Genomic DNA, 24827 nt, shown 5'->3' with positions numbered 1-24827 from the left:
GATGCAGCTGCAAGCTTCACGCTGCAAGCCGCAAGTTGTTCGGGAATTACGCGGTAGCCGCTGCAGAGCAACTACCGCTTGGAGCTAGAAGCTTGTCACTTGCCGCTGGAGGCGTTAGCCGACCCGATAGTTTGGCGCTTCTTTGGTGATCTGTACGTCATGCACGTGGGACTCGGCCATGCCGGCACCGGTGATGCGCACGAATTCGGGCTTGGTGCGCATTTCTTCGATGTTGGCGCTGCCGGTGTAACCCATCGAGGAACGCAGGCCGCCCATCAGCTGGTGGATGATCGCGGTCAGGGTGCCCTTGTAGGGCACACGGCCTTCGATACCTTCCGGAACCAGCTTCTCGGCACCGGCCGAAGAGTCCTGGAAGTAACGGTCGGAAGAACCCTGGGCCTGGGACATGGCGCCCAGCGAGCCCATGCCGCGGTAAGCCTTGTAGGAACGGCCCTGGAACAGCTCGATCTCGCCCGGAGCCTCTTCGGTACCGGCGAACATCGAACCCATCATCACTGCCGAGGCACCGGCTACGATGGCCTTGGACAGGTCACCGGAGAAGCGGATACCGCCATCGGCGATCAGCGGGATGCCAGTGCCTTCGAGGGCCGCGGCAACATTGGCGATGGCGCTGATCTGCGGCACGCCGACACCGGCGACGATACGGGTGGTGCAGATCGAGCCCGGACCGATACCGACCTTGACTGCGTCAGCGCCGGCTTCGGCCAGGGCCTTGGCCGCAGCGCCGGTGGCGATGTTGCCGCCGATGACCTGAACCTGCGGGAAGTTCTCTTTTACCCAGCGAACGCGATCGATCACGCCCTTGGAGTGACCGTGAGCGGTGTCGACCACCACCACGTCAACGCCGGCAGCAACCAGTGCGGAAACGCGATCACCGGTGTCTTTACCGGTACCGACCGCAGCACCAACACGCAGACGACCCTGGTCGTCCTTGCTGGCCAGCGGGTAGGCCTTGGCTTTTTCGATGTCGTTGACGGTCATCATGCCTTTGAGGGCGAACTTGTCGTCGACGATCAGTACGCGCTCGATGCGGTGCTTGTGCAGCAGCTCGCGCGCTTCGTCCTTGTCGGCGCCTTCCTTGACCGTGACCAGGCGCTCTTTAGGCGTCATCACTTCACGGACAGTGGCGTCCAGACGGTTTTCGAAACGGATGTCGCGGGAGGTGACGATGCCGACCAGGTCGCCATTGTGCAGCACCGGAACGCCGGAGATGTTGTTCAGGCGGGTCAGTTCGAGCAGATCACGTACCGTGGCATCGGCCTCGATGGTGATCGGGTCCTTGACCACGCCAGCCTCGAACTTCTTGACCTTGCGCACTTCGGCAGCTTGCTGCTCGATGGTCATGTTCTTGTGGATGATGCCGATGCCGCCTTCCTGGGCCATGGCAATGGCCAGGCGGGCTTCGGTCACGGTATCCATGGCGGCGGAAACCAACGGAATATTCAGCTCGATGCCACGGGTCAAACGGGTCTTGAGACTGACTTCATTGGGTAGCACCTCTGAATAACCAGGCACTAGGAGAATGTCGTCGAAGGTCAGGGCTTCTTGGCTGATACGCAGCATCGCGGGGGCTCCCGGGCGGGAAAAATGGAAGCGCGCCATTATACTCATCCAGTGCCCTTCGCTCAATGCAAAGATGGGCCTTCGGTCAGTTACCTTCGCGGCTTACCTGCACCACGGCCACCGGCTGGTCCAGCCAATCGGCGAAGTTATCCAGAAAACCCTGCCTGAACCCCGCCGCAGTCCAGTTATTGAAGATGAAACCGAGGTTGGAAAACGCACAGGGTTGCAGGAACAGAAAGCCGTTGATGTCGTCTTCATGGCCGCACAGCGGGCAAACGAAGTTTTCCGTGCGCCCGGGCATCCAGTCTTCCAAGCTCTCGAACAGCGCCACGCCGACTTCCTTGCGGCACTCGGCGCAGCCGGCTTCTTCGAGAAAGCCTTCGGTGGGGGTATAGATGCAGCGTTTGGTGATCACCTCGAGGCCGTTGACCGGCTGGCCGAACGGCAGCAGTTCGGGCCGCTCGACCACCTTGCGCGCGCCCTCGGCGATGGCATAGGCCATACGGCTACCGGTGCTGCCGCAGGTGCTCAGTTGCTCCTCAATGACTTTCTCGCGCACCAGCCAGCGCAGGATCGCCCGGGCGCGGGCCTCATGGACGGGGACGGTGGAAATCTTCGGGACAATAATGCTCTGGTTTGTCATCACAGCGGCCAAACAGGTTCAAAGATGCCAGTTTACCTCACTCAGGTAGCGGCCGATCAGGGCAATGCCGCTGGCCAGCACCAGCCAGGTGACCAGGCGCACGAAGGTCTCACGCGACATGTTCAGGGTCAGGCGCCGGCCCAGGTACACACCGCCCAGCATCATCGGCGCCAGGCACAAGGCCAGCAGCAACAGCGGCAGGTCGGCATATACGCCAGCGATCAGGAACAGGCTCAGACGCACCACAGTGCTGCAACTGATCAGCGCGCTCTGGGTGGCCCGCGCCTGCTCCTTGGAGGGCAACCGGGCGTTGAGGTAGAGCGCATAGAGAAAGCCGCCGCTGCCGAACAAGGCACCGAACAGGCCGCCCGCCGTCCCCATCGGCACCGACCAGGCCGCCGACAGCTGCGCCGGCCTGACCTTCACCGCCAAGCTGTAGAGGGCATAAGCGCTGATAAACAGCCCCATCAATAACAGCAACACGTCGGACTTGAGCTTGAGCAGAAACACCACGCCAAAGGTGCAGCCCAGCGCCATGCATGGCAGCAGGCGCATCAGCTCCGGGCGCGCCACGTCTTTGCGCGCCGGCAACCAGTTGCCGAAGGCGGCGACGAAATCCAGCAGCACCAGCAACGGAATGATCCGCGACAGCGGCATGAAGTTGATCAGCACCGGGCCGGCCACCAGCGCGGTACCGAAGCCGGCGATGCCGAAGACGACATAGGCGGCGCCAATACCCAACAGGATCGGCAACCAGTCGAGCGGGGTAAACGGTAATTGGGCAAACAGGGTGGAAAGCATGACGGTCTTCACCAGTGGAGGTGTAGAAACTTTAGCCAGCTGCAAGCCATGCCGACTAATATGCAATTACCTTACAAGCCATCTTGAAACGGCATAGCAGCATGATCTCTACCCGTCAGTTGCGTTACTTCGTCGAAATTGCCGAGAGCGGCAGCTTCAGTGCTGCGGCCGAGCGGCTGTTCATCGCCCAGTCGGCGCTGAGCCGGCAAGTGAAGGAGCTGGAGTCGCAACTCGAGACCCTGCTGTTCGAGCGCACCGCCCGCCAGCCGCGCCTCACCGCTGCGGGCCAGGCCTTTTTGCCGCGGGCGCGGACCTTGCTGGTGGACCTGGAAAAAGCCCAGCGCCTGGCCCGTGAGGTCGGCCAGGGCGTGCGCGGCAGCCTGCGCCTGAGTCACTCGAGCACCGTGCCGCTGAGCGGGCAGTTGCTGGCGCGGCTCAGTGGCTATCTGCATGACAACCCCGGGGTGTCCATGGAAATCGCCCAGCAGTCCTCCGAGGCGCAGCTTGAGGAACTGGCCGAAGGTCGGCTGGAAGTGGGCCTGCTGCGCCTGCCGGTGCTGCGTCAGCACGAGGACGTATGTGTGCAGGCGCTGTTCGAGGAACCCTTGCTACTGGCAGTGGCTCAGGATCATCGGCTGGCCGGGGAAAGCAGCGTGCACCTGGCGCAGTTGCATGAAGAAGCCTTTATCTCCATCCCTCACCGTCAGCGTGGCGGCTTGAGCTACCTGTCTGCTCAGCTGTGTTCGCGTGAAGGCTTCTTCCCCCGGGCTGCGCGGGTGGTGTCGCGCAAAACCACACAACTGCAGCTGATCCAGGCCGGGTTCGGGGTGGCGTTGCTACCGCGCTGCATGCAGGACCTTGCGCCGGCGACGGTGAAGTTCGTGACACTGGCCGATGAAGACTGCAACAGCACCGTGGCGCTGGCGTATCGGCGCGATGCCGGAGCGCTGGTGCAAGGATTCTTGAACTGCATGCAGGACCGGTAGGAGCGGGCTTGCCCCGCGATCAGGTACGGTCAGCCAGATCGCATCGCGGGGCAAGCCCGCTCCTACATGCCGACACCTGTGCAACATTCCTTTATGATGCAGCCCATGATCAAAGACCCCTTCGAAAGACTCGGCCTGGACCGCGAAGTCCTGACCGTCAGCCAACTCAACGGCCGCGCACGGGTGCTGCTGGAAGACGTGTTCCGCAATGTCTGGGTCGAAGGCGAGATCTCCAACCTCGCCCGCCCGGCCTCCGGTCATGTCTACTTCACCCTCAAGGACAGCGGTGCCCAGGTGCGCTGCGCATTGTTCCGCCAGAACGCCGCACGGGTGCGCCAGGCCCTGCGCGACGGTCTGGCGGTCAAGGTGCGCGGCAAGGTCTCGCTGTTCGAAGGCCGTGGCGACTATCAACTGATCCTCGATACTGTCGAGCCGGCCGGTGACGGCGCCCTGCGCCTGGCCTTCGAAGCGCTGAAGGAAAAGCTCGGCGCCGAAGGCCTGTTCAGTGCCGAAAACAAGCGCGCCCTGCCCGCTCATCCGCAGCGCATCGGCATCGTCAGCTCGCCCACCGGCGCGGTGATCCGCGACATCATCAGCGTGTTCCGCCGCCGTGCGCCGCAGGTCGAGCTGACCCTGATCCCCACTGCCGTGCAAGGCCGCGAAGCCATCAACCAGATTGTCCGCGCCCTGCAACTGGCCGACAGTCGCGGCTTCGACGCGCTGATCCTGGCCCGCGGTGGCGGCTCGCTGGAAGACCTCTGGTGCTTCAACGAAGAAGCCGTGGCCCGCGCCATCGCCGCCTGCCAGACGCCGATCGTCAGCGCCGTCGGCCATGAAACCGACGTCTCGATCAGTGACTTCGTCGCTGACGTGCGCGCCCCGACGCCGTCTGCCGCCGCCGAACTGCTGGCCCCGGACAGCAGCGACCTGCAACGGCGCATCGACAGCCTCAAGCGCCGCCTGCTGCTACGCATCCAGAGCCGTTTGATGCACGATCGCCTGCGCCTGGACAGCCTGACCCGGCGCCTGCGCCACCCGGGCGAGCGCCTGCGCCAGCAGGCCCAGCGCCTCGACGACCTGGACATGCGCCTGCGCCGCGCCTTCGAGCAGCGCCTGAATCAGCGCCGCGAGCGCCTCGCCCGCCTGGACACGCGCCTGGCCGCGCAACATCCCGGGCGCACCCTGACCCTGCTCAAGCAGCGCCTGGACAGCCTCGCCGAACGCCTGCCGCGCGCCATGCGCGAGACCCTCAAGGACCGTCGCCAGCGTCTGCAGGCGCAGGTCCAGACCCTGCACGTGGTCAGCCCGCTGGCGACCCTGGGCCGTGGCTACAGTATCTTGCTCGACGAGCGCGGCCAGGCCATCCGCAACGCCGCCCAGACCCACAACGGCCAGCGCCTGACCGCCCGCCTGGGCGAGGGCGAGTTGCAGGTGCGGGTCGAAGACAACCACCTGACCCCGGTCACGCTCTCTTTACTGGACTGAACCATGCCGCGTCTATTTGCCCCGCTGTTGCTGCTGTGCCTGGTGTTCGCCAGCAGCGCCCAGGCCAGCTACATCACCCGCCAACTGAACAAGCCGGTACCCGGCGGCGTCGCCGTCGTCGACCTGGGCCCGGCCGCCACGCCACCCAGCGCGCGCTTTGATGGCAAGCCAGTGCTGGTGGTCAGGGAACAGGACACCTGGCTGGCTATCGTCGGCCTGCCACTGACGCAAAAGCCCGGCACCGCGCAGCTCACCCAGGGCAGCCGTACCCTTAGCTTCAACGTGGGCAGCAAGAAGTACCCGGAACAGCGCATCACCTTGAAGAACAAACGCCAGGTCAACCCCGACCCTGCCGACCTCAAGCGCATCGACGCCGAGCTGGCCGAGCAGATCAAGGCCTACCGCAGCTTCAGCCCCACCCTGCCGAGCAACCTGATCCTCGACAAACCGGTCAACGGCCCGCTGTCGAGCAAGTTCGGCGTACGCCGCTTCTTCAATGGCGAAGAACGCAACCCGCACGCCGGCCTGGATTTCGCCGTACCCGCCGGCACGCCGATCAAGACCCCGGCCAACGGCAAGGTAATCCTCATCGGCAATTACTTCTTCAACGGCAACACGGTGTTTGTCGACCACGGCCAGGGCTTTATCAGCATGTTCTGCCATATGTCGAAGATCGACGTGAAACCCGGCCAGCAACTGAGCCGCGGCGCCGTGGTTGGCCGCGTCGGCGCGACTGGCCGCGCCACCGGCCCGCATATGCACTGGAACGTCAGCCTCAATGATGCGCGGGTCGATCCGGCGATCTTCATCGGCGCTTTCCAGCCCTGAGGCCTGGCTTGCGCCATTCAAAAAGACCGCGCAACTGGCGCGGTCTTTTTATTTGTAAATCGCCATAAAATCTCGACAAAACTGGTTTTTTAAGCATTTCTCTCAATTTTCTCGCAAGGCTTGCCATCTTTAACCCCACTGGTTAGGGTTGAAGCCATGAAAACCTTTCAGACCCTCATCCTGCTTCGTCAACACCGCAGCCTCTGCCTGGTCAGTGCACGACTACCAAGCTGAATCGCGTCGCCTCGCCTTTTCATCTCGTTTTCGTTCGGCGGGCCCCTTTCAAGGCCGCACATTCAAGGATTGCTTTCATGACCATGCTCAAAGACCCTTCGAAAAAATACAGCGCCTTTGCGACCGTCAACCTGGCGGACCGCACCTGGCCTTCGAAGACCATCACCCAGGCGCCGATCTGGTGCAGCTCGGACCTGCGCGATGGCAACCAGTCGTTGATCGAGCCCATGGATGCGGCGAAGAAACTGCGCTTCTGGAAGACCCTGGTCAGCGTTGGCGTAAAAGAAATCGAAGCCTCGTTCCCGTCCGCTTCGCAAACCGACTTCGACTTCGTTCGCACCCTGATCGAAGATGGCCACATCCCGGACGACACCACCATCCAGGTGCTGACCCAGGCCCGTGAAGACCTGATCGCGCGCACCTTCGAATCGCTGCGCGGGGCGAAAAAGGCCATCGTCCACCTGTACAACGCCACCAGCCCGTCGTTCCGCCGCATCGTCTTCAATCAGGACAAGCAAGGCGTCAAGGACATCGCCGTGAACGCGGCCAAGCTGTTCGTCAAATATGCCGCCCAGCAGCCACAAACCCAGTGGACCTTCCAGTACTCGCCGGAGACCTTCAGCGCCACCGAGCTCGAGTTCGCCAAGGAAGTCTGCGATGCAGTGATCGAGGTGTGGAACCCAACGCCTGAACACAAGATCATCCTCAACCTGCCGGCCACCGTCGAAGTCTCGACGCCGAACATCTATGCCGACCAGATCGAATGGTTCGGCCGCAACGTCAACCGTCGTGACAGCGTGATCATCAGCCTGCACACCCACAACGACCGTGGTACTGGCGTGGCCGCCACCGAGCTGGGCCTGATGGCCGGCGCCGACCGTGTCGAAGGTTGCCTGTTCGGTAACGGCGAGCGTACCGGCAACGTCGACCTGGTGACCCTGGCATTGAACCTCTACACCCAGGGCATCGACCCCGAGCTGGATTTCTCCGACATCGACGGCGTGCGCAAGGTGGTCGAGGAGTGCAACCAGATTCCGGTGCACCCGCGTCATCCGTATGTCGGCGACCTGGTTCACACCGCATTCTCCGGCTCGCACCAGGACGCCATCCGCAAAGGCTTCACCCAGCAGAAAGACGATGCCAAGTGGGAAGTGCCGTACCTGCCGATCGACCCGGCCGACATCGGCCGCAGCTACGAGGCAGTAATTCGCGTCAACAGCCAGTCGGGCAAAGGCGGTATCACCTACCTGCTCGAACAGGAATACGGCATCAGCCTGCCACGGCGCATGCAGATCGAGTTCAGCCAGGTGGTTCAGGGTGAAACCGACCGCCTGGGCCTGGAGATGACCGCCCAGCAGATCCACTCGCTGTTGCACCGCGAGTACCTGCAGGCCAACGCGCCGTACGCGCTGGTCAGCCATCGCCTGCAGGAAGAGAACGGCCACAGCGCGGTGGAAGTGGAAGTTGCCGGTGAAGGCGAAACCACCCTGCACTGGCGCGGCAAGGGCAACGGCGCCCTTGAAGCCCTGGTGGCCGGCTTGCCGGTCGCCGTCGAGATCATGGACTACAACGAGCACGCCATCGGCGCCGGCACCAACGCCAAGGCCGCGGCCTACATCGAACTGCGCGTGGCCGGTGGTCGTCCGGTGCACGGCGTGGGTATCGATGAAAACATCACCACCGCGAGCTTCAAGGCGCTGTTCAGTGCACTGAACCGTTCGCTGAGCCAGCAGGCAGCCAAGGCGGCCTGAGCCCTGAACTGAGCTGCAACCGAGTGCCCGCCTCCCTCCGGAGGCGGGCACTTTCGTTTGCGTGCAATAAAAATCGTCGGTCAGCTTGCCGGCAACCCCCGGTATACTCCCCTCCTCGCTTTACCTTGCGCTGCGCGCACATCATGAAAGGACACTCGATGAGCAACTACCTCGAGCGGGCACTGAGCGGCCTGCGCACCATCGGCATCAACCTCGTTCGTCCGGTCCAGGACGCTCCGGTACTGGTACTGCTCGACCGTGTGGCGCAATACGACAGCAGCAAGGTCACCTCGATCGCCGCCGTGCTGCAGCAAGCCACCGCCTTCAACAGCATGGTCCGCGAGCAGATCGAGGGCATGGACATTTCCACCCGCTTCATGGACATCACCCAGAGTTTTACCTCGATCCGCGAAGACGCCGCCGCCATGGCCGGCTGGATGGACGACGGGCGCCTGGACAGCATGGAAAAACTCAAGCTGGCGTGGATGAATGTACGCCGTGGCTCGATCCCCAGCCGCTTCAACGACATTCGCGACAACTACCTGCAAGTGTGCAAGTCGGCCAACGACCAGATCAGCCGCGAGACGGTGATCCTCGAGTCCTACCTGGATTTTCGCATGGCCATGAAAGCCGCCGAGGTCGAGGCCCAGCAAGTGCTGGCGATTGCCGGCCAGGCCCTGGAGCAGCGCACGGTCGAGCTTAACGAAGCCAACCAGCAAGTCGCCGCAGCCGAGTCGGCCGAGCCTGCCCAGCGCTCCGCCCTTGAGCTGCGCCGCGATGAAGCCGTGCGCGCCCTGCAGGATGAAGACAAGCGCTACCAGATCGTCAAGGACATCGCCGACGACCTCAAGGTCGGCTACAACACCGCCGAGATGGTCTTCGCCCGCATCAACCAGGTGCACGTGATCAAGGAGCGCCAGTACCAACGCATGGTCTCGTTCTTCTCGACCAACGAGGTGGTACTCACCGGCCTTGCGGTCTCGTTCACCGCCAACAGCGGCCTGGCCGAAGCCACTCATACCCTCAATGCCACCACCGATGGCATCAGCAAGGGCCTCGAAGCCCTGGGCACTACCGGCAACCAGCAACTTGAAGCTGCGGTCAAGGCCAGCTACGGCTCGACCATCAAGGTCGATTCGGTTCGCGCCCTGGCCGATGCCACGCTGTCGTTCCAGAACGACATGCACAGCCTGACCGAAACCTACCGGGCCGAGTCGAGCAACGCATCGCGCGACATCGCCGCTGCGGTCGAGGACTCCAAGCGTAAGTTCGCCGCACTGCTCAGCAAGGCGGCCTGATGAGCAGTATTCCACTCTCCGAACAGCTCGGAGCGATGGCGTTCGTCGACGAATTGCGCCACCAGCAGATGCAGGTCCAGGAACACTTGGACCTGCCCAAGCGCCGCGCGGAAGTTGCGGCGCGCATCCGGACCTATTACCAAAGCCACAACATCGCTTTCGATGAGGCCTTGATCGAACAAGGCGTGCGTGACTTCTTCGCCCGCCGCCTGATGTTCGAGGCACCACCGCTGAGCTGGCGGCAAAAGCTGCTGAGCAAGGCGTCGATGGCGCGCAGCCAACTGTTCAAGGTGGTCCTGGCGATCATCGCCGCGGCACTGATCACCCAGTGCACGCGCATTGCCCACGACAGCGGCATTACCGTCGAAATCGAAAATAGCGCCCGCGACCTGCGCCGCCATGATGAAGACGTGCGCGCTGACATCCAGCTCAAGCACGAGCAGCTCAGGCAGTGGCAGCAAAAGGCGCAGGCCCAGCCCGATGCCGCTGTCAGCCGCATCCTCGATCAGGTCCGGCAAACCTTGCCGGCGCTGGACCAGAGTTTTGCCAGCGATGTGCCGCAGTTCGTCAACAAGACCAACCGCGACAATGTCAAAAACCTGGTCACGATGCACGAGGCGCAGATCGAGCAGGCCCGCAAGGCCGTTTCCTCAGCCCGCGCAGCCTTTACCACGGTAGAGGGTATCTACCCGCAGCGCGATAACCTCGCCAGGCTGCTGGCGATGCCAGCCTACCTCGAAGGCCTGAAGCCGTTCCCCACGCTCAAGGCGCTTGCCGAATCGGCTGACCGGCAACTGCTGCAGGTTAACGATGGCGATACGCTCAAAGCGGCCAGCCAGCAAGTGGCCAAACTGGATCTTGAGATCGAGCGCATCGCCTACTGGCTCGAACAGAGCACCCTGCGCGATCAGTTGCAGCAGCGCCTGCAAGCGATGCCGCTGGCCGCCGATGACCGCGCGCAACTGCAAGCGCTGCTGGCACAAGCCAACAATGCCCTGCATGAGCAGAACGTCCCCCAGGCCCGTTATCAGCTCGAGCACCTCAAGCAGATGCTCGACTTTGCCGCCGTGCCATTGACTGTGCAGATCGTCGACCGCACCGGGATCAAGTCCGGGGTCGAACGTTGCTACGACCCCGCCGGCTGCAACCGCGGCGAAGACACCGACAAGGGCAAGAGCTGGTTCCTGGTGGTCGAGGCTACCGACGCAGGTGGCATCAGCGTCGAGGTGCCGGTTACCAGCGCCGAAACCGGCAAGCAGCGCTGGACTCGTTTGTTCGCCGTGCGCGTCAGCCAGGCCGAATACCTCAAGGTCAAAGCGGACAAGCTCGACGATGGCCATGTCGATAACCGCATGATGGGCAGCAAGGCTGCCAACTCGCTGACCCTGCGCTTCAACCAGCGCACCACGGGCAACCCTGACATGATCATGGACTGGTGAACACATGACCCCTTCTACCCTCACCGGCAACGTGGCGCAGAACGCTCGCAGTTGCGAGGCCTTGCTGCGCAGCGCCGAGCAACTGCTGTCGGCCCTGAGCGACCAGGAAGCGCGCCTGGAGCAGGACATCCTCACCCGTCTAAGTAACATCGCCACGCTCAAGCTTGAACATCGCCCGGCCCTCGATCAGGACACCCTGCAACAACTGCAAGCCCGCCAGGACGCCGAAGCGCAACTGCGCGCCGAACTTGCCCGGCTCGAAACCGATATCGCCGAGTCGCTGGCCGCCCAGCACGCGGTGCGCAGCCAGATTGAAAGCATCGACCGCCAGGTCAAGCAGCAACTGGCGCTCGAACCTGCCTGGTGTGAGCTGGGCGAGCAGTTGCTGGCCGCGCAAGAGGCCAACACTGAAGCCAATACCGGCTACCAGGAAATCCGCCAGGAGTGCGTCGACAAGCTGCCTTCGTACAGCGCCAACCCGATCTACTACCACCTGCTCAAGCGCGACTACGGCACTGAGCAGTACCGCCACAACTTTCTCCACCGCTGGCTCGACAACACGCTGGCCAAGCGCGTCAACTTTGCCGGTAACCGCAACAACGAGCTGATCCTGCGGGCCATGCAGACCCGCAACGAAGAGCTGCAAGGTGAGCGCCTGAGCCTGATAGCCGGGTTGCAGGAAGCGGTCGAGAAGCAACTTGCCCAGGCGCGCACCGCGGCGGGCATGGACCCGCTGAGCCGCGAAGACGTCACCCTGAACAAGCACATCGCCGCCGCCAAGGCCCGGGCCAACGAGCAGCACCTGAAACTGGCCAATTTTGCCGGCAAGCAGGACCCGCATTACCTGCGCATCCGCCAGAACATCACCGAGCGCCTGCAGGCGCAAACCATCGAGCAACTGCTGGTCGAAGTACAAAAGACCCCGGACAGCAACGACGACAAGATCGCCGCCCAGCTCAAGGAACTGTACCCGCGCCTGCGTGACGTCCAGGACCGTTTGCCGAAGCTGCGCGAGGAGCATGACCGCGCCCTGCACAATTATGAGCGAGCCAAGGAACTGGAGCGGGCGCTGCGCACCGACTATTACCGGGACAGCGACTACACCTACAACACGACCTTGAGCATCGAGCGCCTGCTGACCGATTACATGACCCGCGACCTCAGCCTGCACGCCCTGGAAACCGTGCTGCAAAGTGGTCGGCGCCTGGTGCCGCGCAGTTCTTCGTCGAGCAGCTCTACGTCATTCAGCTGGTCGAGCTCCGGCTCCAGCAGTTCGAGTTCGAGCTCAAGCGCCAGTGACTTCTCCACCTCCAGCAGCAGCGGTGGTGGCAGCTTCAGCACCAGCGACAGCTTCTAAGTGCTATGCCGGTCTTGCCCGTATTTCAGGCGTGACCGGCATGCTGGCCATCAATCTTTGAGGTAGTCAGAAGCCCCAGAAACCGATTTCACCCTGCTCTTCGTTATAGTGCTGGTAGCCTTCAAACAGAACCGACCTTTTGATCTGCTCCCAACTGTAAGGGTTGATCGAAGTGTCGTCGGGCAACAGGACAATTTTCTGGGTGGCAAACGAGGTGAGAAAGATCAGGTCCTCGCGTGTCACGCGATGAAACTCGTCAACGACCAGATCGACGAGATTATTGTCCGCAGCCTGTTTAAGTTTACCGCCAGCCAGCATCTTGTGTGCATACACCATATTGACTTGATACATGTAGTTCGTCGAATGAGCGGGAAGAGTCAATGAACACTCGACAGAACTGGACTCTGAGAATGTCTCACCATAGACGCTGGACTCAGTGATCTCAGCCCCCAACTTGATCGCCCCCAGCTTTACCCCGGCGCCATAGGTTTTCGAGACTGCGGTCGCATAACTTTTGCTCAACCCCTGGTTGATTGTCTCTTTGACGATCTGATCTTTATCGATTAGGTTCGACAGCGCCTTGAGGTAATCCATATAAGCAAAGATAGGACGTGTTAAAACTACCCACGTGGACCCCAGGTAACTGACATTACCTTCCACCGTCAGGCCATTCACCCAGCAGCCATAACTGGGTGCGCCTTTTGCAAATAAATAACGATCAATTTCGTAGGCGCCTTCTTTAAAGGGCAAGTTGCGTATTTCTGGTTGCTGAGTCATAGGTGCATTCCTTGTCGTAACGGGTAGTGTCTGCAATGTCCGAGCACACTTGACGCTCAGTAGCGTTTTCGCGGATCGTCAATGGCGTCCATATCAAAACTCCAGGCGCCGGCATTGACAGCCGCGGAGTACTTGTCGAGCAGTATCAATTTGAATAGGTCATCTCTGGATAGAGGCTGGTCCGGCTCGTGGACCTGCTCGCGAGCACAAAGCCGACTGGTTGCCACCGAAGAAAGCAGTATCAAGTCGTTTTTCCCACCCGTGCTCACAACGCACGCATGATTGGAGCTGAACAGGCCACCGATAGTGTCAGCAGCAGCGAATACGCGATGGGCATAGACCAGTGCTACCTGATAAACCAAGTAGGTCGCACTACCCGGGACGAGTAACGATTTTTTTTTGCGGCCGTGCAGGTGCCCAGGCCTGCTCGGAATCCATCCCGGTTTGAAGATTGGAAAACGCATTGACTTGATCAATCGCCGGCGCCACAGAACAGTCTTTTGCCGTGCCCTTGAAGAACCAAAGGTGATGCCCCTGAGCAGCGCTGACTTCTATGTTCTGATCGCCAGTAGCCTGTATCACTCGCGTATCAACATAGTTCAGATAGGCAAAAACCGGCCGGCTGATGGTCGGCCATTTACGCCCTTTGAAGCTGACTTCGCCGTAGATTGACTGCCCGCTCACCCAGCAGCCTCGATTGAAATTTCGATCGCCAATCAGATAGCGTTCAATTTCGTACGACCCGCTCTTGAGCGGGAAGCCGATGGCTTCATGTACTTCTTCTTGCATAACGCACCTCAGTTAAAAGTCGTGTAGCCTCTTAACCGTACGGCGCGGTCGACAATCACGACAGCCGGACGCCCTTCCCTACAACGCCAGCAACATCGAAAAATCACCGGCAAAAAAAAAGGTGCGCCGACCAAGCGCACCTCAAAGCCGTGTAGCACACAACGAATTCGGTTTCAGTCCAGCAGTGCCAGGGCCTCGGCGCTGCAGGCTTGAATACGGGCCCAGTCGCGGTTGTTGATCCAGCTGCTGTCGAGCATCCAGGTACCACCCACGCACATCACATTGGCCAGGGCCATGTACTGTTTCACATTGCCCGGGTTGACCCCACCGGTGGGGCAGAAACGCACATCGCCAAACGGCCCGCCATAGGCCTTGATCGCCGCCACGCCGCCGCTGATTTCGGCCGGGAACAGTTTGAAGCGCCGGTAGCCGAGGGCATAGCCCATCATGATTTCCGACGGCGTGCTGATGCCTGGCAGCAGCGGGATGTCGCTGTCGACGCCGGCCTCGAGCAAATCCTGGGTGATGCCCGGGGTGACCACGAACTGCGCGCCGGCCGCTTGCACGGCGGCAAACATGGTGCGGTCCAGGACCGTGCCCGCGCCGATGCACAACTCCGGGCGCTGCTCGCGCAGGACCTGGATGGCCTTGAGGCCATGGGAGGAGCGCAGGGTCACTTCCAGGGTCTTGATACCACCGGCCGCCAGGGCGTCAGCCAGGGGCAGGATGTCTTCTTCGCGGGCGATGGTGATCACCGGCAGAATGCGCGCCTGGGTGCAGATCTGATCGATCCGGGCAATCTTGTCGGCCATGGAAGCTCCCGGCTGTTTCAGTTCATGCGTGGTCATAACGGCGGATCCTTGGCTCATGGGCACCAGTAAATATCCAGAGGGTCTTGTAAGAAGGCACGAATCGGCATCTCGGCCAGGTCATTGCCCGCCAGTGCGGCGCGCAGGGTAGCGAGTTTGCCCGCGCCTTGCACCGACAAGGCGGTAAAACCGGCGCTCGCCAGCAGCGCGCGGGTCATGCTCAGGCGTTGATGCGGCACGCTCGGCGCCAGCATCGGCAGACAACGGCGGGCGCTGTTCGGATCAAGACCTTCGGCAAGGTTCGGGCTGTTGGGGAACAGCGAGGCGGTATGGCCATCGTCGCCCATGCCCAGCACCAATACGTCGATACCCGCAAGCTCGGCCAGGGCCTGGTCGGCTTCCAATGCGGCCGCTTCAAGGTTCGCAGCAGCATTGTAGAGATTGAGGAAACGCGCCTTGGCAGCAGGGCCGGTCAACAAATGGCGCTTGAGCAGGCCGGCATTGCTGTCGGCATGCTCCACTGGCACCCAGCGTTCATCGGCAAGTGTCACCAGTACCTTCGACCAGTCCAGCGGCTGCTTGAGCAGTGCGGCGAAGAACGCCACCGGGCTGCGGCCGCCGGAGACGACCAAGGTAGCCTGGCCCTTGTCGGCAATCGTCGCATTCAGGCGAGCAGCCACATCCTTGGCCAAGCCTTCGGCCAACAGCGCAGGGGCAGTGAATTCATGTGCCGCGACGTTTGCCGGCAGTTGCAGTTCAGATATCGCCATACCAGGACCTCCCATCGCGGGTAATCAGTGCAATCGAGCTCATCGGCCCCCAGGAACCGGCGGCATAGGGCTTGGGCGCGTCGCCCGACTGCTTCCAGCCGGCGATCAGCTGATCGCACCACTTCCACGCGTATTCGATTTCGTCTTTGCGCACAAACAGGTTCTGATTGCCGCGCATCACTTCCAGCAACAACCGCTCGTAGGCATCGGGGATCCGCGCGCTACGCCAGGTGTCGGAAAAATTCAGCTGCAAGGGCCCGCTACGCAGCTGCATGCCTTTGTCCAGGCCCTGCTCCTTGGTCATCACCCGCAGCGAGATGCCTTCATCCGGCTGCAGGCGGATGATCAGCTTGTTGCCGATCTGTAAGCGCTGTTCCGGGGCGAAGATGTAGTGCGGGGTTTCCTTGAAGTGGATGACGATCTGCGACAGCTTTTGCGGCATGCGCTTGCCGGTGCGCAAGTAGAAGGGCACCCCCGCCCAGCGCCAGTTGCGGATATCGGCACGCAGGGCGACGAAGGTTTCGGTGTCGCTCTGGGCGTTGGCGTTGTCTTCTTCCAGGTAGCCGGGCACCGGCTTGCCTTCGCTGTAGCCGGCAATGTACTGGCCGCGCACCACCTGGGTGCTCAGACCCTCGCCCTTGATCGGCGCCAGGGCCTTGAGCACCTTGACCTTCTCGTCGCGGATGCTGTCGGCAGAGAGGTCACTGGGCGGGTCCATGGCAATCAGGCAAAGCAGCTGCAGCAGGTGATTCTGGATCATGTCGCGCAATTGCCCGGCCTTGTCGAAATAGCCCCAGCGCCCTTCGATGCCGACCTTTTCGGCAACGGTGATCTCCACGTGGGAGATCGAGTTCTGGTTCCACTGGGTTTCGAACAGGCTGTTGGCAAAACGCAGGGCAATCAGGTTCTGCACCGTCTCCTTGCCCAGGTAATGGTCGATGCGGTAAACGCGGTTTTCCGGAAAGTACTGGGCCACGGCGTCATTGACCCGCCGTGAAGACTCCAGGTCATGGCCGATGGGTTTTTCCAGCACCACCCGGGTACGGGCGCTGAGGCCGGCTTTGTCGAGGTTCTCGCAGATGCCGCCATACACCGCCGCGGGGGTGGCGAAATAGGCAATCAGCTGGCAATCGCTGCCAACCTGCTCAGCCAGCGCCTGGTAGTCCTCGGCTTTGAGAAAGTCCACGTGCAGGTAGCTAAGGCGGGCGAGAAAGCGCTGCAGTACCGGCGCCTCTATTTGCCCGGCAGGCACGAACTCCTGCAGGTGCGCCTCGATCGACGCCAGGTGCTCAGCGACACTGCCCGGCTCGCGAGCCAGGGCCAGCACCCGGGTATCGGCGTGCAGCAGGCCGGCCCGGTCGAGCTGGTAGAGCGCCGGGAACAGCTTGCGCAAGGCCAGGTCGCCGAGGGCGCCAAACAGGGCAAAGGTGCAGGGTTCAACGCTGATCGAAGCCATGATGTTGGTTCTTTTATCAAGTTGACGTAGAAATACCGTTTTCAATCGCAGTTTTCAAGGAATAATGTAGTAAAAACCACAACATTTTACTCAATGGACAGATTCAAGTGGTGTGCCATCCATGCCATCAGTACGATAGGCCACCGTGTCAAAAGCCCGCTGCTGTCGCCAGCCGGCTGTCTCAACGACCCAAGGAAAACACCCATGGACCGCGTGCGAAACCTCCTGGAGCAGATCCAGGGCCGCCTCGAAGAGCTGAACAAGGCTGAGCGCAAAGTCGCCGAAGTCATCCTGCTCAACCCCCAGCAAGCCACCCGCTTCAGCATTGCCGCCCTGGCCCAGGCCGCCAAGGTCAGCGAGCCGACGGTCAACCGCTTCTGCCGCTCGTTCGGCGTCAGCGGCTACCCCGAGCTCAAGCTGCAACTGGCGCAGAGCCTGGCCAGTGGCGCCGCCTATGTCAGCCGCGCGGTGGAAGCCGATGATGATCCGGCCTCCTACACCCAAAAGATCTTCGGCAGCGCCATCGCCTCGTTGGACAGTGCCTGCCAGCAACTTGATCCACAGCTGGTCAGCCGCGCCGTCGACATGCTGATCCAGGCCCGGCAGATCCACTTCTTCGGCCTTGGCGCCTCGGCGCCGGTGGCACTCGATGCCCAGCACAAGTTCTTCCGTTTCAACCTGGCAGTGTCAGCCCATGCCGATGTGCTGATGCAACGCATGCTGGCCTCGGTGGCCCACACCGGCGAGCTGTTCGTGATCATCTCCTACACCGGACGCACCCGCGAGCTGGTCGAAGTCGCGCGCCTGGCCCGGGAAAACGGCGCCTCGGTACTCGGCCTGACCGCCGCCGACTCGCCACTGGCCAAGGCCAGCAGCCTGAGCCTGAACATCCCGCTGCCGGAAGACACCGACATCTATATGCCGATGACTTCGCGGATCATCCAGCTGACCGTGCTCGACGTGCTGGCCACCGGCATGACCCTGCGCCGCGGCGTCGACTTCCAGCCGCACCTGCGCAAGATCAAGGAAAGCCTCAACGCCAGCCGCTACCCGATCGACGACGAACTCAACTGAGCAAGTGCGCCTGCAGCCGCAGGTGTGCTTGCTCACCCGGCGCCAGGCTCAGGCTGTCACTGCTGCCGCTGGCCGCCTCGACACAGACGAAGCCCAGGGTTTCGCTGCCACTGACGCCCATCAACGGCCGGCTGCCGGGGTGCCAGACCACGGTGTCCTCGCTGTCACCGGTATCGATGCACAACTGGCGCTGCCAGGCCGGGTCGTGCAACTGCAGGGTCGCCGCATTGGGGAATACCCGCTGGCAACCACCATGGACCTTCAAGGCGCCCTTCTGCCGGCAGGCCTGACGGTTCAAACGGTCGTAACCCTCAATGTTTTCTAGCCCAGACAGCGCTATCTCGGAAACGTCACTAATACGCCAGTAGGCCAGCAGAGCATGGCTCAACTGACAAGGCTGGCTGTCCTGGTGTTCGGTACTGAGCTGCAGCTCCATGCGCTTGCCCAGTTTGGCCAGCAGGTCGACCTGCCAGTCGCACAGCTGCAAGCGCCACTTGAGGGTCACGCCGTCTTCGTCTTCACTGCTGTCGATCAGCTTCCAGTCAAGCAGGCGCGCCCAGCCATGGGCCGGCCACATGTCTTCACTGGGGTGTCGGCCGTACCAGGGCCAGCACACCGGCACGCCGCCGCGGATGGCGCCGACTTGCGGCCACTGCGCCGCACACCACAGCCAGGGGCGCTCGCCCTGGGGCTGGAAGTGCAATAACTGCGCGCCCTGACGGCTGAATACTGCCTGGCATTGCGGGTGATCGATGATCAGCACATCGCGCTGCTGGTAACGCTCCCACTCAAAGGTCGGCCTGGGCCTCTGCGAGGTGAAGAAGCGTTGTAGCGGGTGCTCTGGCATGGCGGGAAACTCTTGTTGTTAGTGAGGGCCTCATCGCGGGTCAAGCCCGCTCCCACAGGTTCTGCGCAATCCATGTGGGAGCGGGCTTGCCAGCGATCGACCGCACAGCGGTCGCAATATGCGTAAATTTACAACATATCGCCTCAGAACGACGACTGAATCTTCAACCCGGCGACCAGCGCGTTATCCACCTCATCCACCCCGCCCGGGCTCTTGATGTACTGCAGGTTCGGCCGCACGGTCAGCCAGTTGGTAACGTGGAAGCCGTAGTACAGTTCGGCGTTGTACTCAGTCTTCTGGATCGGCACGAAATCGGCGTCGTTGTAATCCGCGATACCGCTCTGCTGGTTGAGCAGTTTTGCCCTGTCCTGCACGTCATCGTTGACGTGGATGCGCGCTACGCCAAAGCCAATGTCATCCTTGGGCCGGCCATCGAAGGCGCCCTTGTAGACCATGCCCACCTGCTGATAGTTGTCGACCACGTTGGTGGCCTTGTCGTGCACGGTGAAGTTGGCGAACAGGCTCAGGCCGCGGTTGGCATCACCGTTGTGCGTAGTGACCTGCTGTTGGGCCACCACCCACCAGCCATGCTTGCTCGAATGCGACTTGAAGGCGGCGCCGGTCAATGCCTGGGGCTGGCCATTGAGGTCTTCATAGACGTCATCGGCCTTGGCCGTGCTGTAGTAGTAACCCAGACGGTACTCACCCGGCAGGCCGTTGACCTGCGGCGACCAGACCAGCTCCACCGGCAGGATCATGCCCTTGGTGCCGCTGCCGCTGAGCTTGAAGCCATTACCGGTCTCAAGGTTGGAGGGGTTCTGCTCATACACGCCGACCTGGGCGAAGAACTCCGGGGTGATGTTGTACTTGACCCGCATGGCCCACTGGCTGACCGGCCAGTTGTACCAGATGCCGCCAACCCAGTTACCCACCTGCGAGCCGCAGAACGCCAGGTTCTGGAAGTCGCAGGGGAAGCTGTTGAAATCCTCGCCTTCACCGAAACGGCCGACCTTGATATCCAGGGCGCCATCGAAATATTTCTGTTTGACCCACATCTGCGTCAGGCGCCAGGTCTGGCCACGGCCCCAGACTTCCTGCACCGAACTGAACTGGCCGGCGCGCGGGTCGCTGATGCGGTCGTTGGACAGGTTGCGCCCGCTACGCTCGGTGATCGCCAGCTTGAACTCGGCATCGTGCCAGCCGAAGATCTTCTCCAGATCCAGATGCGCACCGAGCGCGAACTGGTCGCTGTAACGGGCAGTCTTGTCGTCGTTGTAGCCACCATTGAGGTTACCGGCCACCTCGCCGACGTAATCGAGGGTGAAGTCGTAGCCCTTCTCCAGCAATTCGGTGCGGGTGCCGCCCCAGTCGCCGCTCATCCATTTCGACTCCGGGGCAAAGGCGCCGGCCGCCTGCGCCCCGCAACTGACGCCCAGGGCCGCCAGCAGGGTCAGCGGCGCCAGCGGCTTGATACGCTTGAAGTGATCCATCCCTTGTTTCCTCGTTTTATTGTTCTCGATGGGTTTCTACGTTCTATAACGAATTCAGCGGCCCTTGAATTGGGCGACATTGTCCTGACTTGTCTGCGCGGGTGCGGCAACACCCAGGCGCTCACCCGTGGCGGCATCGAACAGCAGCACCCGCGCCGGGTCGAACTGCAGGTTGAGGGTGTCGCCGACCTGGGTTGGCACATCCGGGGCCAGGCGGCAGCAGACTTTGGTCTGGTTGAGCGTGACGAACACCAGCAGGTCCGGCCCGGTGGGCTCGGTGATCTGCACTTCGGCACGAATGCTCGGCAAGCCGTTGGCCTGGGCCGGGGCCAGGGCGATCTGTTCGGGACGAATGCCGAGAATCACTTCACGCTCCTCCAGGCCCGCGACATTGAACCCCAAGGGTAGCTCGCAACGCGCCTGGCCACTGTCGAGCAGGGCCAGCAGGCGCCCGTCCTTGCGCTGCAGGCGCAGGGGAATGAAATTCATCGGTGGCGAACCGATGAAGCTTGCGACGAACAGGTTGGCCGGGTCGTTGTAGATCTGCTGTGGGGTGCCGAACTGCTGGATCAGCCCGTCTTTCATCACCGCCACCTTGTCGCCCAGGGTCATGGCCTCGATCTGGTCGTGGGTGACGTACACCGTGGTGGTCTTCAGGCGCTGGTGCATCAGCTTGATCTCGGTGCGCATCTCCACCCGCAGCTTGGCGTCGAGGTTGGACAGCGGCTCGTCGAACAGGTAGATCTTCGGCCGCCGCGCCAGCGCCCGGCCCATGGCCACGCGTTGCTGCTGGCCACCGGACAGCTGGCCAGGCTTGCGTGCCAGCAGGTGCTCGATCTGCAGCAGCTTAGCCACCCGCGCCACTTCTTCATCGATGGCGGCGGCGGGCATCTTGCGCATCTTCAGGCCGAAGGCGATGTTGTCGCGCACGTTCATGGTCGGGTACAGCGCGTAAGACTGAAACACCATGGCGATGTCGCGGTCCTTGGGGCTCATGCCACTGATGTCGGCATCATCCACCAGGATCGCCCCGCCGCTGATCTGTTCAAGGCCGGCGATGCAGTTCATCAGGGTCGACTTGCCACAGCCGGACGGCCCGACCAGGATCAGGAACTCGCCGGAGTCGATCGACAGCTCGATGTTCTTCAGGGTGTCCGGCATGCCGCTGCCGTAGCTCTTGTTGACGTTGCGCAGTTCAAGCGTTGCCATTGTGTTTACCCCTTGACCGCGCCGGCCGTGAGCCCGCGCAGGAAATACTTGCCAGCCAGCACATAGACCAACAGGGTCGGTAACCCGGCGATCATCGCCGCCGCCATGTCGACGTTGTATTCCTTGACCCCGGTGCTGGTGTTGACCAGGTTGTTCAGGGCCACGGTGATCGGTTGCGCATCGCCACTGGCGAACACCACGCCGAAGAGAAAGTCGTTCCAGATCTGGGTGAACTGCCAGATCAGGCAGACCATGATGATCGGCACCGACATCGGCAGCAGGATGCGCCCGAAGATGGTGAAGAACCCCGCGCCATCGAGCCGCGCCGCGCGCACCAGCGCCTCCGGCACGCTGCAGTAGTAGTTGCGGAAAAACAGCGTGGTAAAGGCCAGCCCGTAGACGATATGCACCAGCACCAGGCCGCTGGTGGTGCTGGCCAGGCCCAGCTTGCCGAGGGTGAACGAGGCCGGCAGCAGCACGGTCTGGAACGGCAGGAAGCAGCCGAACAACAGCAATCCGAAGAACAGCTGCGAGCCCCGGAAGCGCCACATCGACAGCACGTAACCGTTCAACGCACCGAGCAGGGTCGAGATCACCACCGCCGGCACGGTGATCTTCACCGAGTTCCAGAAGTAGCCGCCGACCGTGTCCCAGGCCTTGATCCAGCCGATGCCGGTGATTACCTCGGGCCAGCTCAGCAGGTTGCCGGTACGGATGTCCTCCGGCGACTTGAAGCTGGTCAGCAGCATCACGACCAGCGGGATCAGGTACAGCGCGCAGGCCAGGATCAGGGTCGAGTAAATCGCCAGGCGGCTGAAACTCAACGAGCGGGGAGCGAGGGACCTAGTCATGGCGCTTGTTCCTCAGTTCCGAATACAGGTAAGGCACCAGGATCGACAGGATCGCGCCGAGCATCAGGATCGCGCTGGCCGAGCCCATGCCCATCTGCCCGCGGCTGAAGGTGAAGGAGTACATGAACATCGCCGGCAGGTCCGAGGCATAGCCCGGGCCGCCTGCGGTCATCGCCGCTACCAGGTCGAAGCTCTTGATGGCGATGTGCGCAAGGATCATCAGCGCGCTGAAAAACACCGGGCGCAAACTCGGTAAAACGATACGCAGGTAGATGCTCGGCAGGCTGGCGCCATCGACCTGCGCGGCGCGAATGATCGACTGATCGACGCCGCGCAGGCCGGCCAGGAACAGCGCCATGACAAAGCCCGAGGCCTGCCACACGGCGGCGATCACCAGGCAGTAGACGACCCGGTCGGGGTCCACCAGCCAGTCCAGGCGAAAGCCTTCCCAGCCCCAGTCGCGAAGCATCTTGTCCAGGCCCAGGCCGGGGTTGAGCAGCCACTTCCAGGCGGTGCCGGTGACGATCATTGACAGCGCCATGGGGTACAGGTAAATGGTGCGAATGAAGCCTTCGCGGCGGATGCGCTGGTCGAGCAGCACCGCCAGCAGTACGCCGATCGCCAGGCTGATGGCGATGAACATGCCGCCGAACAGCAGCAGGTTCTTGCTCGCCACCCACCAGCGGTCGTTCTCCATCAGCCGCGCGTACTGCGCAAGGCCCACCCATTTGTAGCTGGGCATGAAGCTTGAGTTGGTGAAGGACAGGACGAAGGTCCAGAGGATGTAGCCGTAAAAGCCCACCAGGACGATCAGCATGCTTGGCGCCAGCACCAGTTTCGGTAACCAGCGCTGCAGGGCGTCCAGGGGTGAGGCCTTGTTGAGTGTGGCAACAGTGCTCATCAGGATATCTCGTGTGGAGGCAATCGCGGGTATTGTGGGAGCGGGCTTGCCCCGCGAAGGGCCCGAAAGGCCGCCCCCACATCAGCCCATCACTTGGCCGACTTGATCGCCGAACTCAGCTGCTTGACCGCTGTCGCCGGGTCGGCTTTGGGGTCGTTGAAGAAGTTGGTGACGACATCGAAGATCGCCCCCTGCACCGCCAGCGAAGTCGCCATGTTGTGGGCCATGCTCGGTTGCAGGCCGTCGCCTTTTTCCGCTTCCTTGAAGTCCACCGCCGACTTTTGCGTACAGGCGTCGAACTGGCTCATGTCCATGTCCTGGCGTACCGGCAGGGAGCCCTTGTTCTGGTTGAACACGGTCTGGAACTGCGGCTCCAGGGCGACCTTGGCCAGGTCGTTCTGAGCCTTGATGTCGTCCTCGTTCTTGAGCTTGAACATCGCCAGCGAGTCGATGTTGTAGGCAAAGCTGCCCTGGGTGCCGGGGAAGGCCACGCACTGGTAGTCCTTGCCCGCCACCTTGCCGGCGGCGGTCCACTCGCTCTTGGCCCAGTCGCCCATGATCTGCATGCCGGCCTTGCCGTTGATAACCTCGGCGGCGGCAATGTTCCAGTCACGCCCGGCGCGGTTGGGGTCCATGTAGGTGCCCAGGCGTTGCAGGGTGGCGAACACCTTGACCATTTTTTTGCTGGTCAGGGTTTTCTCGTTCAAGTCGACGAAAGCTTTGTGATAGCCCTTTGGCCCGAGGATGCTCAGTGCCACGTCCTCGAAGACCGTGCTGTCCTGCCACGGCTGACCACCATGGGCCAGCGGGATGAAACCGGCCGCCTTGAGCTTGTCGGCGGCAACGAACAGCTCATCGAGGGTAGTCGGCACCTTGGCCCCGGCCTTGTCGAACACCTGCGGGTTGATCCACAGCCAGTTGACCCGGTGAATGTTCACCGGCACCGCCACATAGTGGCCGTCGTACTGCATGATCTGCGCGACTTTCTTCGGCAGCAGGGCATCCCAGTTGTTGGCCTTGGCGACATCGTCGAGTTCTGTGAGCAGGCCCAGCGCACCCCATTCCTGGATGTCCGGCCCCTTGATCTGGGCAGCGCCCGGCGGGTTGCCGGCCACGGCGCGGCTTTTCAATACGGTCATGGCCGCGGCGCCACCGCCACCGGCGACGGCGTTGTCCTTCCAGGTGAAGCCGTCTTTCTCGACTTGTTCCTTGAGGGTTTTCACCGCTGCGGCTTCACCACCGGAAGTCCACCAATGAGTGACTTCAACGGTACCGTTGGCGGCAATTGCACTGAGGGGCAACAAGGAGGCGAGGGAAATGACAGCGGCGAGGCGATTGATCGCATTCATCGAGAGAAACCTTTTCTTGTTGTTATGCAGGTGCAAGTCGTGGTGCTTGCGCTTGCATCGGAGTCTAACCAGCGGCACGGGGGCTGCAGGTAACGAAGG

23 protein-coding genes are annotated in these 24827 nt (G+C 62.0%); 8 read left to right on the top strand and 15 right to left on the bottom strand.

Annotated features, from left to right (window positions below):
• Positions 1-114: 114 nt before the first annotated feature.
• From guaB to ACZ9A3_RS02025, 3 genes are all read right to left on the bottom strand, one after another.
• Positions 115-1584, bottom strand: a complete 1470-nt coding sequence (gene guaB / locus ACZ9A3_RS02035; RefSeq protein WP_476252081.1) for an IMP dehydrogenase — start codon at positions 1582-1584, stop codon at positions 115-117.
• 85 nt (positions 1585-1669) lie between these two features.
• Positions 1670-2227: a sugar ABC transporter ATPase gene (locus tag ACZ9A3_RS02030; protein ID WP_401289522.1), complete on the bottom strand. Its 558-nt coding sequence runs from the start codon at positions 2225-2227 to the stop codon at positions 1670-1672.
• Between the two features lie 18 nt (positions 2228-2245).
• A complete protein-coding gene (locus tag ACZ9A3_RS02025) occupies positions 2246-3028 on the bottom strand; it encodes a sulfite exporter TauE/SafE family protein (protein WP_371128659.1) in 783 nt (260 codons plus the stop codon).
• Between the two features lie 101 nt (positions 3029-3129).
• Between ACZ9A3_RS02025 and ACZ9A3_RS02020 the strand changes: the two genes are divergently transcribed.
• From ACZ9A3_RS02020 to ACZ9A3_RS01990, 7 genes are all read left to right on the top strand, one after another.
• Positions 3130-4014 carry a LysR family transcriptional regulator gene (locus ACZ9A3_RS02020; RefSeq protein WP_195885765.1) on the top strand — a complete coding sequence of 295 codons (885 nt, stop codon included), beginning with the start codon at positions 3130-3132 and terminating at the stop codon, positions 4012-4014.
• A 105-nt stretch (positions 4015-4119) separates the two neighbouring features.
• Entirely contained in the window at positions 4120-5499 is a 1380-nt protein-coding gene (gene xseA, locus ACZ9A3_RS02015; RefSeq protein ID WP_258596668.1) for an exodeoxyribonuclease VII large subunit, read from the top strand.
• Positions 5500-5502: 3 nt separating this feature from the next.
• Positions 5503-6327, top strand: coding sequence for a M23 family metallopeptidase (locus ACZ9A3_RS02010; protein ID WP_093387011.1), 825 nt, complete (start codon positions 5503-5505; stop codon positions 6325-6327).
• 311 nt (positions 6328-6638) lie between these two features.
• Positions 6639-8312 carry a 2-isopropylmalate synthase gene (gene leuA, locus ACZ9A3_RS02005; RefSeq protein ID WP_093387016.1) on the top strand — a complete coding sequence of 558 codons (1674 nt, stop codon included), beginning with the start codon at positions 6639-6641 and terminating at the stop codon, positions 8310-8312.
• Between the two features lie 158 nt (positions 8313-8470).
• Positions 8471-9610, top strand: coding sequence for a hypothetical protein (locus ACZ9A3_RS02000; RefSeq protein ID WP_045196463.1), 1140 nt, complete (start codon positions 8471-8473; stop codon positions 9608-9610).
• Complete coding sequence (locus ACZ9A3_RS01995; protein ID WP_476252080.1) at positions 9610-11049, top strand: DUF6384 family protein; 1440 nt, start codon at positions 9610-9612, stop codon at positions 11047-11049. The genes ACZ9A3_RS02000 and ACZ9A3_RS01995 overlap by 1 nt, the downstream gene beginning before the upstream one ends.
• A gap of 4 nt (positions 11050-11053) precedes the next feature.
• Positions 11054-12406 (top strand): hypothetical protein, encoded by a 1353-nt coding sequence (locus ACZ9A3_RS01990; RefSeq protein ID WP_476252079.1) that lies wholly within the window; start codon positions 11054-11056, stop codon positions 12404-12406.
• Positions 12407-12472: 66 nt separating this feature from the next.
• Here the strand turns inward: ACZ9A3_RS01990 and ACZ9A3_RS01985 are convergent, their stop codons facing one another.
• The 6 genes from ACZ9A3_RS01985 to zwf form a co-directional block, all read right to left on the bottom strand.
• Complete coding sequence (locus ACZ9A3_RS01985; RefSeq protein WP_093387031.1) at positions 12473-13183, bottom strand: monalysin family beta-barrel pore-forming toxin; 711 nt, start codon at positions 13181-13183, stop codon at positions 12473-12475.
• A gap of 56 nt (positions 13184-13239) precedes the next feature.
• Complete coding sequence (locus ACZ9A3_RS01980) at positions 13240-13647, bottom strand: monalysin family beta-barrel pore-forming toxin (RefSeq protein ID WP_476253310.1); 408 nt, start codon at positions 13645-13647, stop codon at positions 13240-13242.
• Positions 13556-13972: a monalysin family beta-barrel pore-forming toxin gene (locus ACZ9A3_RS01975; RefSeq protein WP_476252078.1), complete on the bottom strand. Its 417-nt coding sequence runs from the start codon at positions 13970-13972 to the stop codon at positions 13556-13558. Before ACZ9A3_RS01975 ends, ACZ9A3_RS01980 begins: the two co-directional genes overlap by 92 nt.
• A 173-nt stretch (positions 13973-14145) precedes the next feature.
• Positions 14146-14820 (bottom strand): bifunctional 4-hydroxy-2-oxoglutarate aldolase/2-dehydro-3-deoxy-phosphogluconate aldolase, encoded by a 675-nt coding sequence (locus tag ACZ9A3_RS01970; protein ID WP_476252077.1) that lies wholly within the window; start codon positions 14818-14820, stop codon positions 14146-14148.
• Between the two features lie 17 nt (positions 14821-14837).
• Positions 14838-15551 (bottom strand): 6-phosphogluconolactonase, encoded by a 714-nt coding sequence (pgl, locus tag ACZ9A3_RS01965; RefSeq protein WP_195885757.1) that lies wholly within the window; start codon positions 15549-15551, stop codon positions 14838-14840.
• Positions 15538-17007: a glucose-6-phosphate dehydrogenase gene (gene zwf / locus ACZ9A3_RS01960; protein ID WP_476252076.1), complete on the bottom strand. Its 1470-nt coding sequence runs from the start codon at positions 17005-17007 to the stop codon at positions 15538-15540. Before zwf ends, pgl begins: the two co-directional genes overlap by 14 nt.
• A 213-nt stretch (positions 17008-17220) precedes the next feature.
• Here zwf and hexR point away from each other — a divergent pair, with 213 nt between their 5' ends.
• Positions 17221-18081 carry a DNA-binding transcriptional regulator HexR gene (gene hexR / locus ACZ9A3_RS01955; RefSeq protein ID WP_176794343.1) on the top strand — a complete coding sequence of 287 codons (861 nt, stop codon included), beginning with the start codon at positions 17221-17223 and terminating at the stop codon, positions 18079-18081.
• Here hexR and ACZ9A3_RS01950 read toward each other — a convergent pair.
• The 6 genes from ACZ9A3_RS01950 to ACZ9A3_RS01925 all read right to left on the bottom strand — a co-directional run bounded on the left by ACZ9A3_RS01950 (position 18074) and on the right by ACZ9A3_RS01925 (position 24728).
• On the bottom strand, positions 18074-18928 hold the full coding sequence (locus tag ACZ9A3_RS01950) for a D-hexose-6-phosphate mutarotase (protein ID WP_213602304.1): 855 nt from the start codon (positions 18926-18928) through the stop codon (positions 18074-18076). The two genes, hexR and ACZ9A3_RS01950, sit on opposite strands and share 8 nt — an antisense overlap.
• 143 nt (positions 18929-19071) lie before the next feature.
• Positions 19072-20418 (bottom strand): carbohydrate porin, encoded by a 1347-nt coding sequence (locus tag ACZ9A3_RS01945; protein ID WP_093387055.1) that lies wholly within the window; start codon positions 20416-20418, stop codon positions 19072-19074.
• 54 nt (positions 20419-20472) lie between these two features.
• Complete coding sequence (locus ACZ9A3_RS01940) at positions 20473-21627, bottom strand: ABC transporter ATP-binding protein (RefSeq protein WP_045196447.1); 1155 nt, start codon at positions 21625-21627, stop codon at positions 20473-20475.
• 5 nt (positions 21628-21632) lie between these two features.
• Positions 21633-22478, bottom strand: coding sequence for a carbohydrate ABC transporter permease (locus ACZ9A3_RS01935; protein ID WP_045196445.1), 846 nt, complete (start codon positions 22476-22478; stop codon positions 21633-21635).
• On the bottom strand, positions 22471-23379 hold the full coding sequence (locus ACZ9A3_RS01930) for a carbohydrate ABC transporter permease (protein ID WP_258596656.1): 909 nt from the start codon (positions 23377-23379) through the stop codon (positions 22471-22473). Before ACZ9A3_RS01930 ends, ACZ9A3_RS01935 begins: the two co-directional genes overlap by 8 nt.
• A gap of 89 nt (positions 23380-23468) precedes the next feature.
• The gene (locus ACZ9A3_RS01925) at positions 23469-24728 is read right to left on the bottom strand and encodes an ABC transporter substrate-binding protein (protein WP_195885752.1); all 1260 of its coding nucleotides are present in this window, start codon (positions 24726-24728) and stop codon (positions 23469-23471) included.
• Positions 24729-24827 lie beyond the last annotated feature (99 nt).

The organism is Pseudomonas sp. TE4620 (assembly GCF_056279045.1).
Note: the sequence above shows the minus strand (reverse complement) of the source record. Positions and strands in the feature narration are given on the sequence as shown.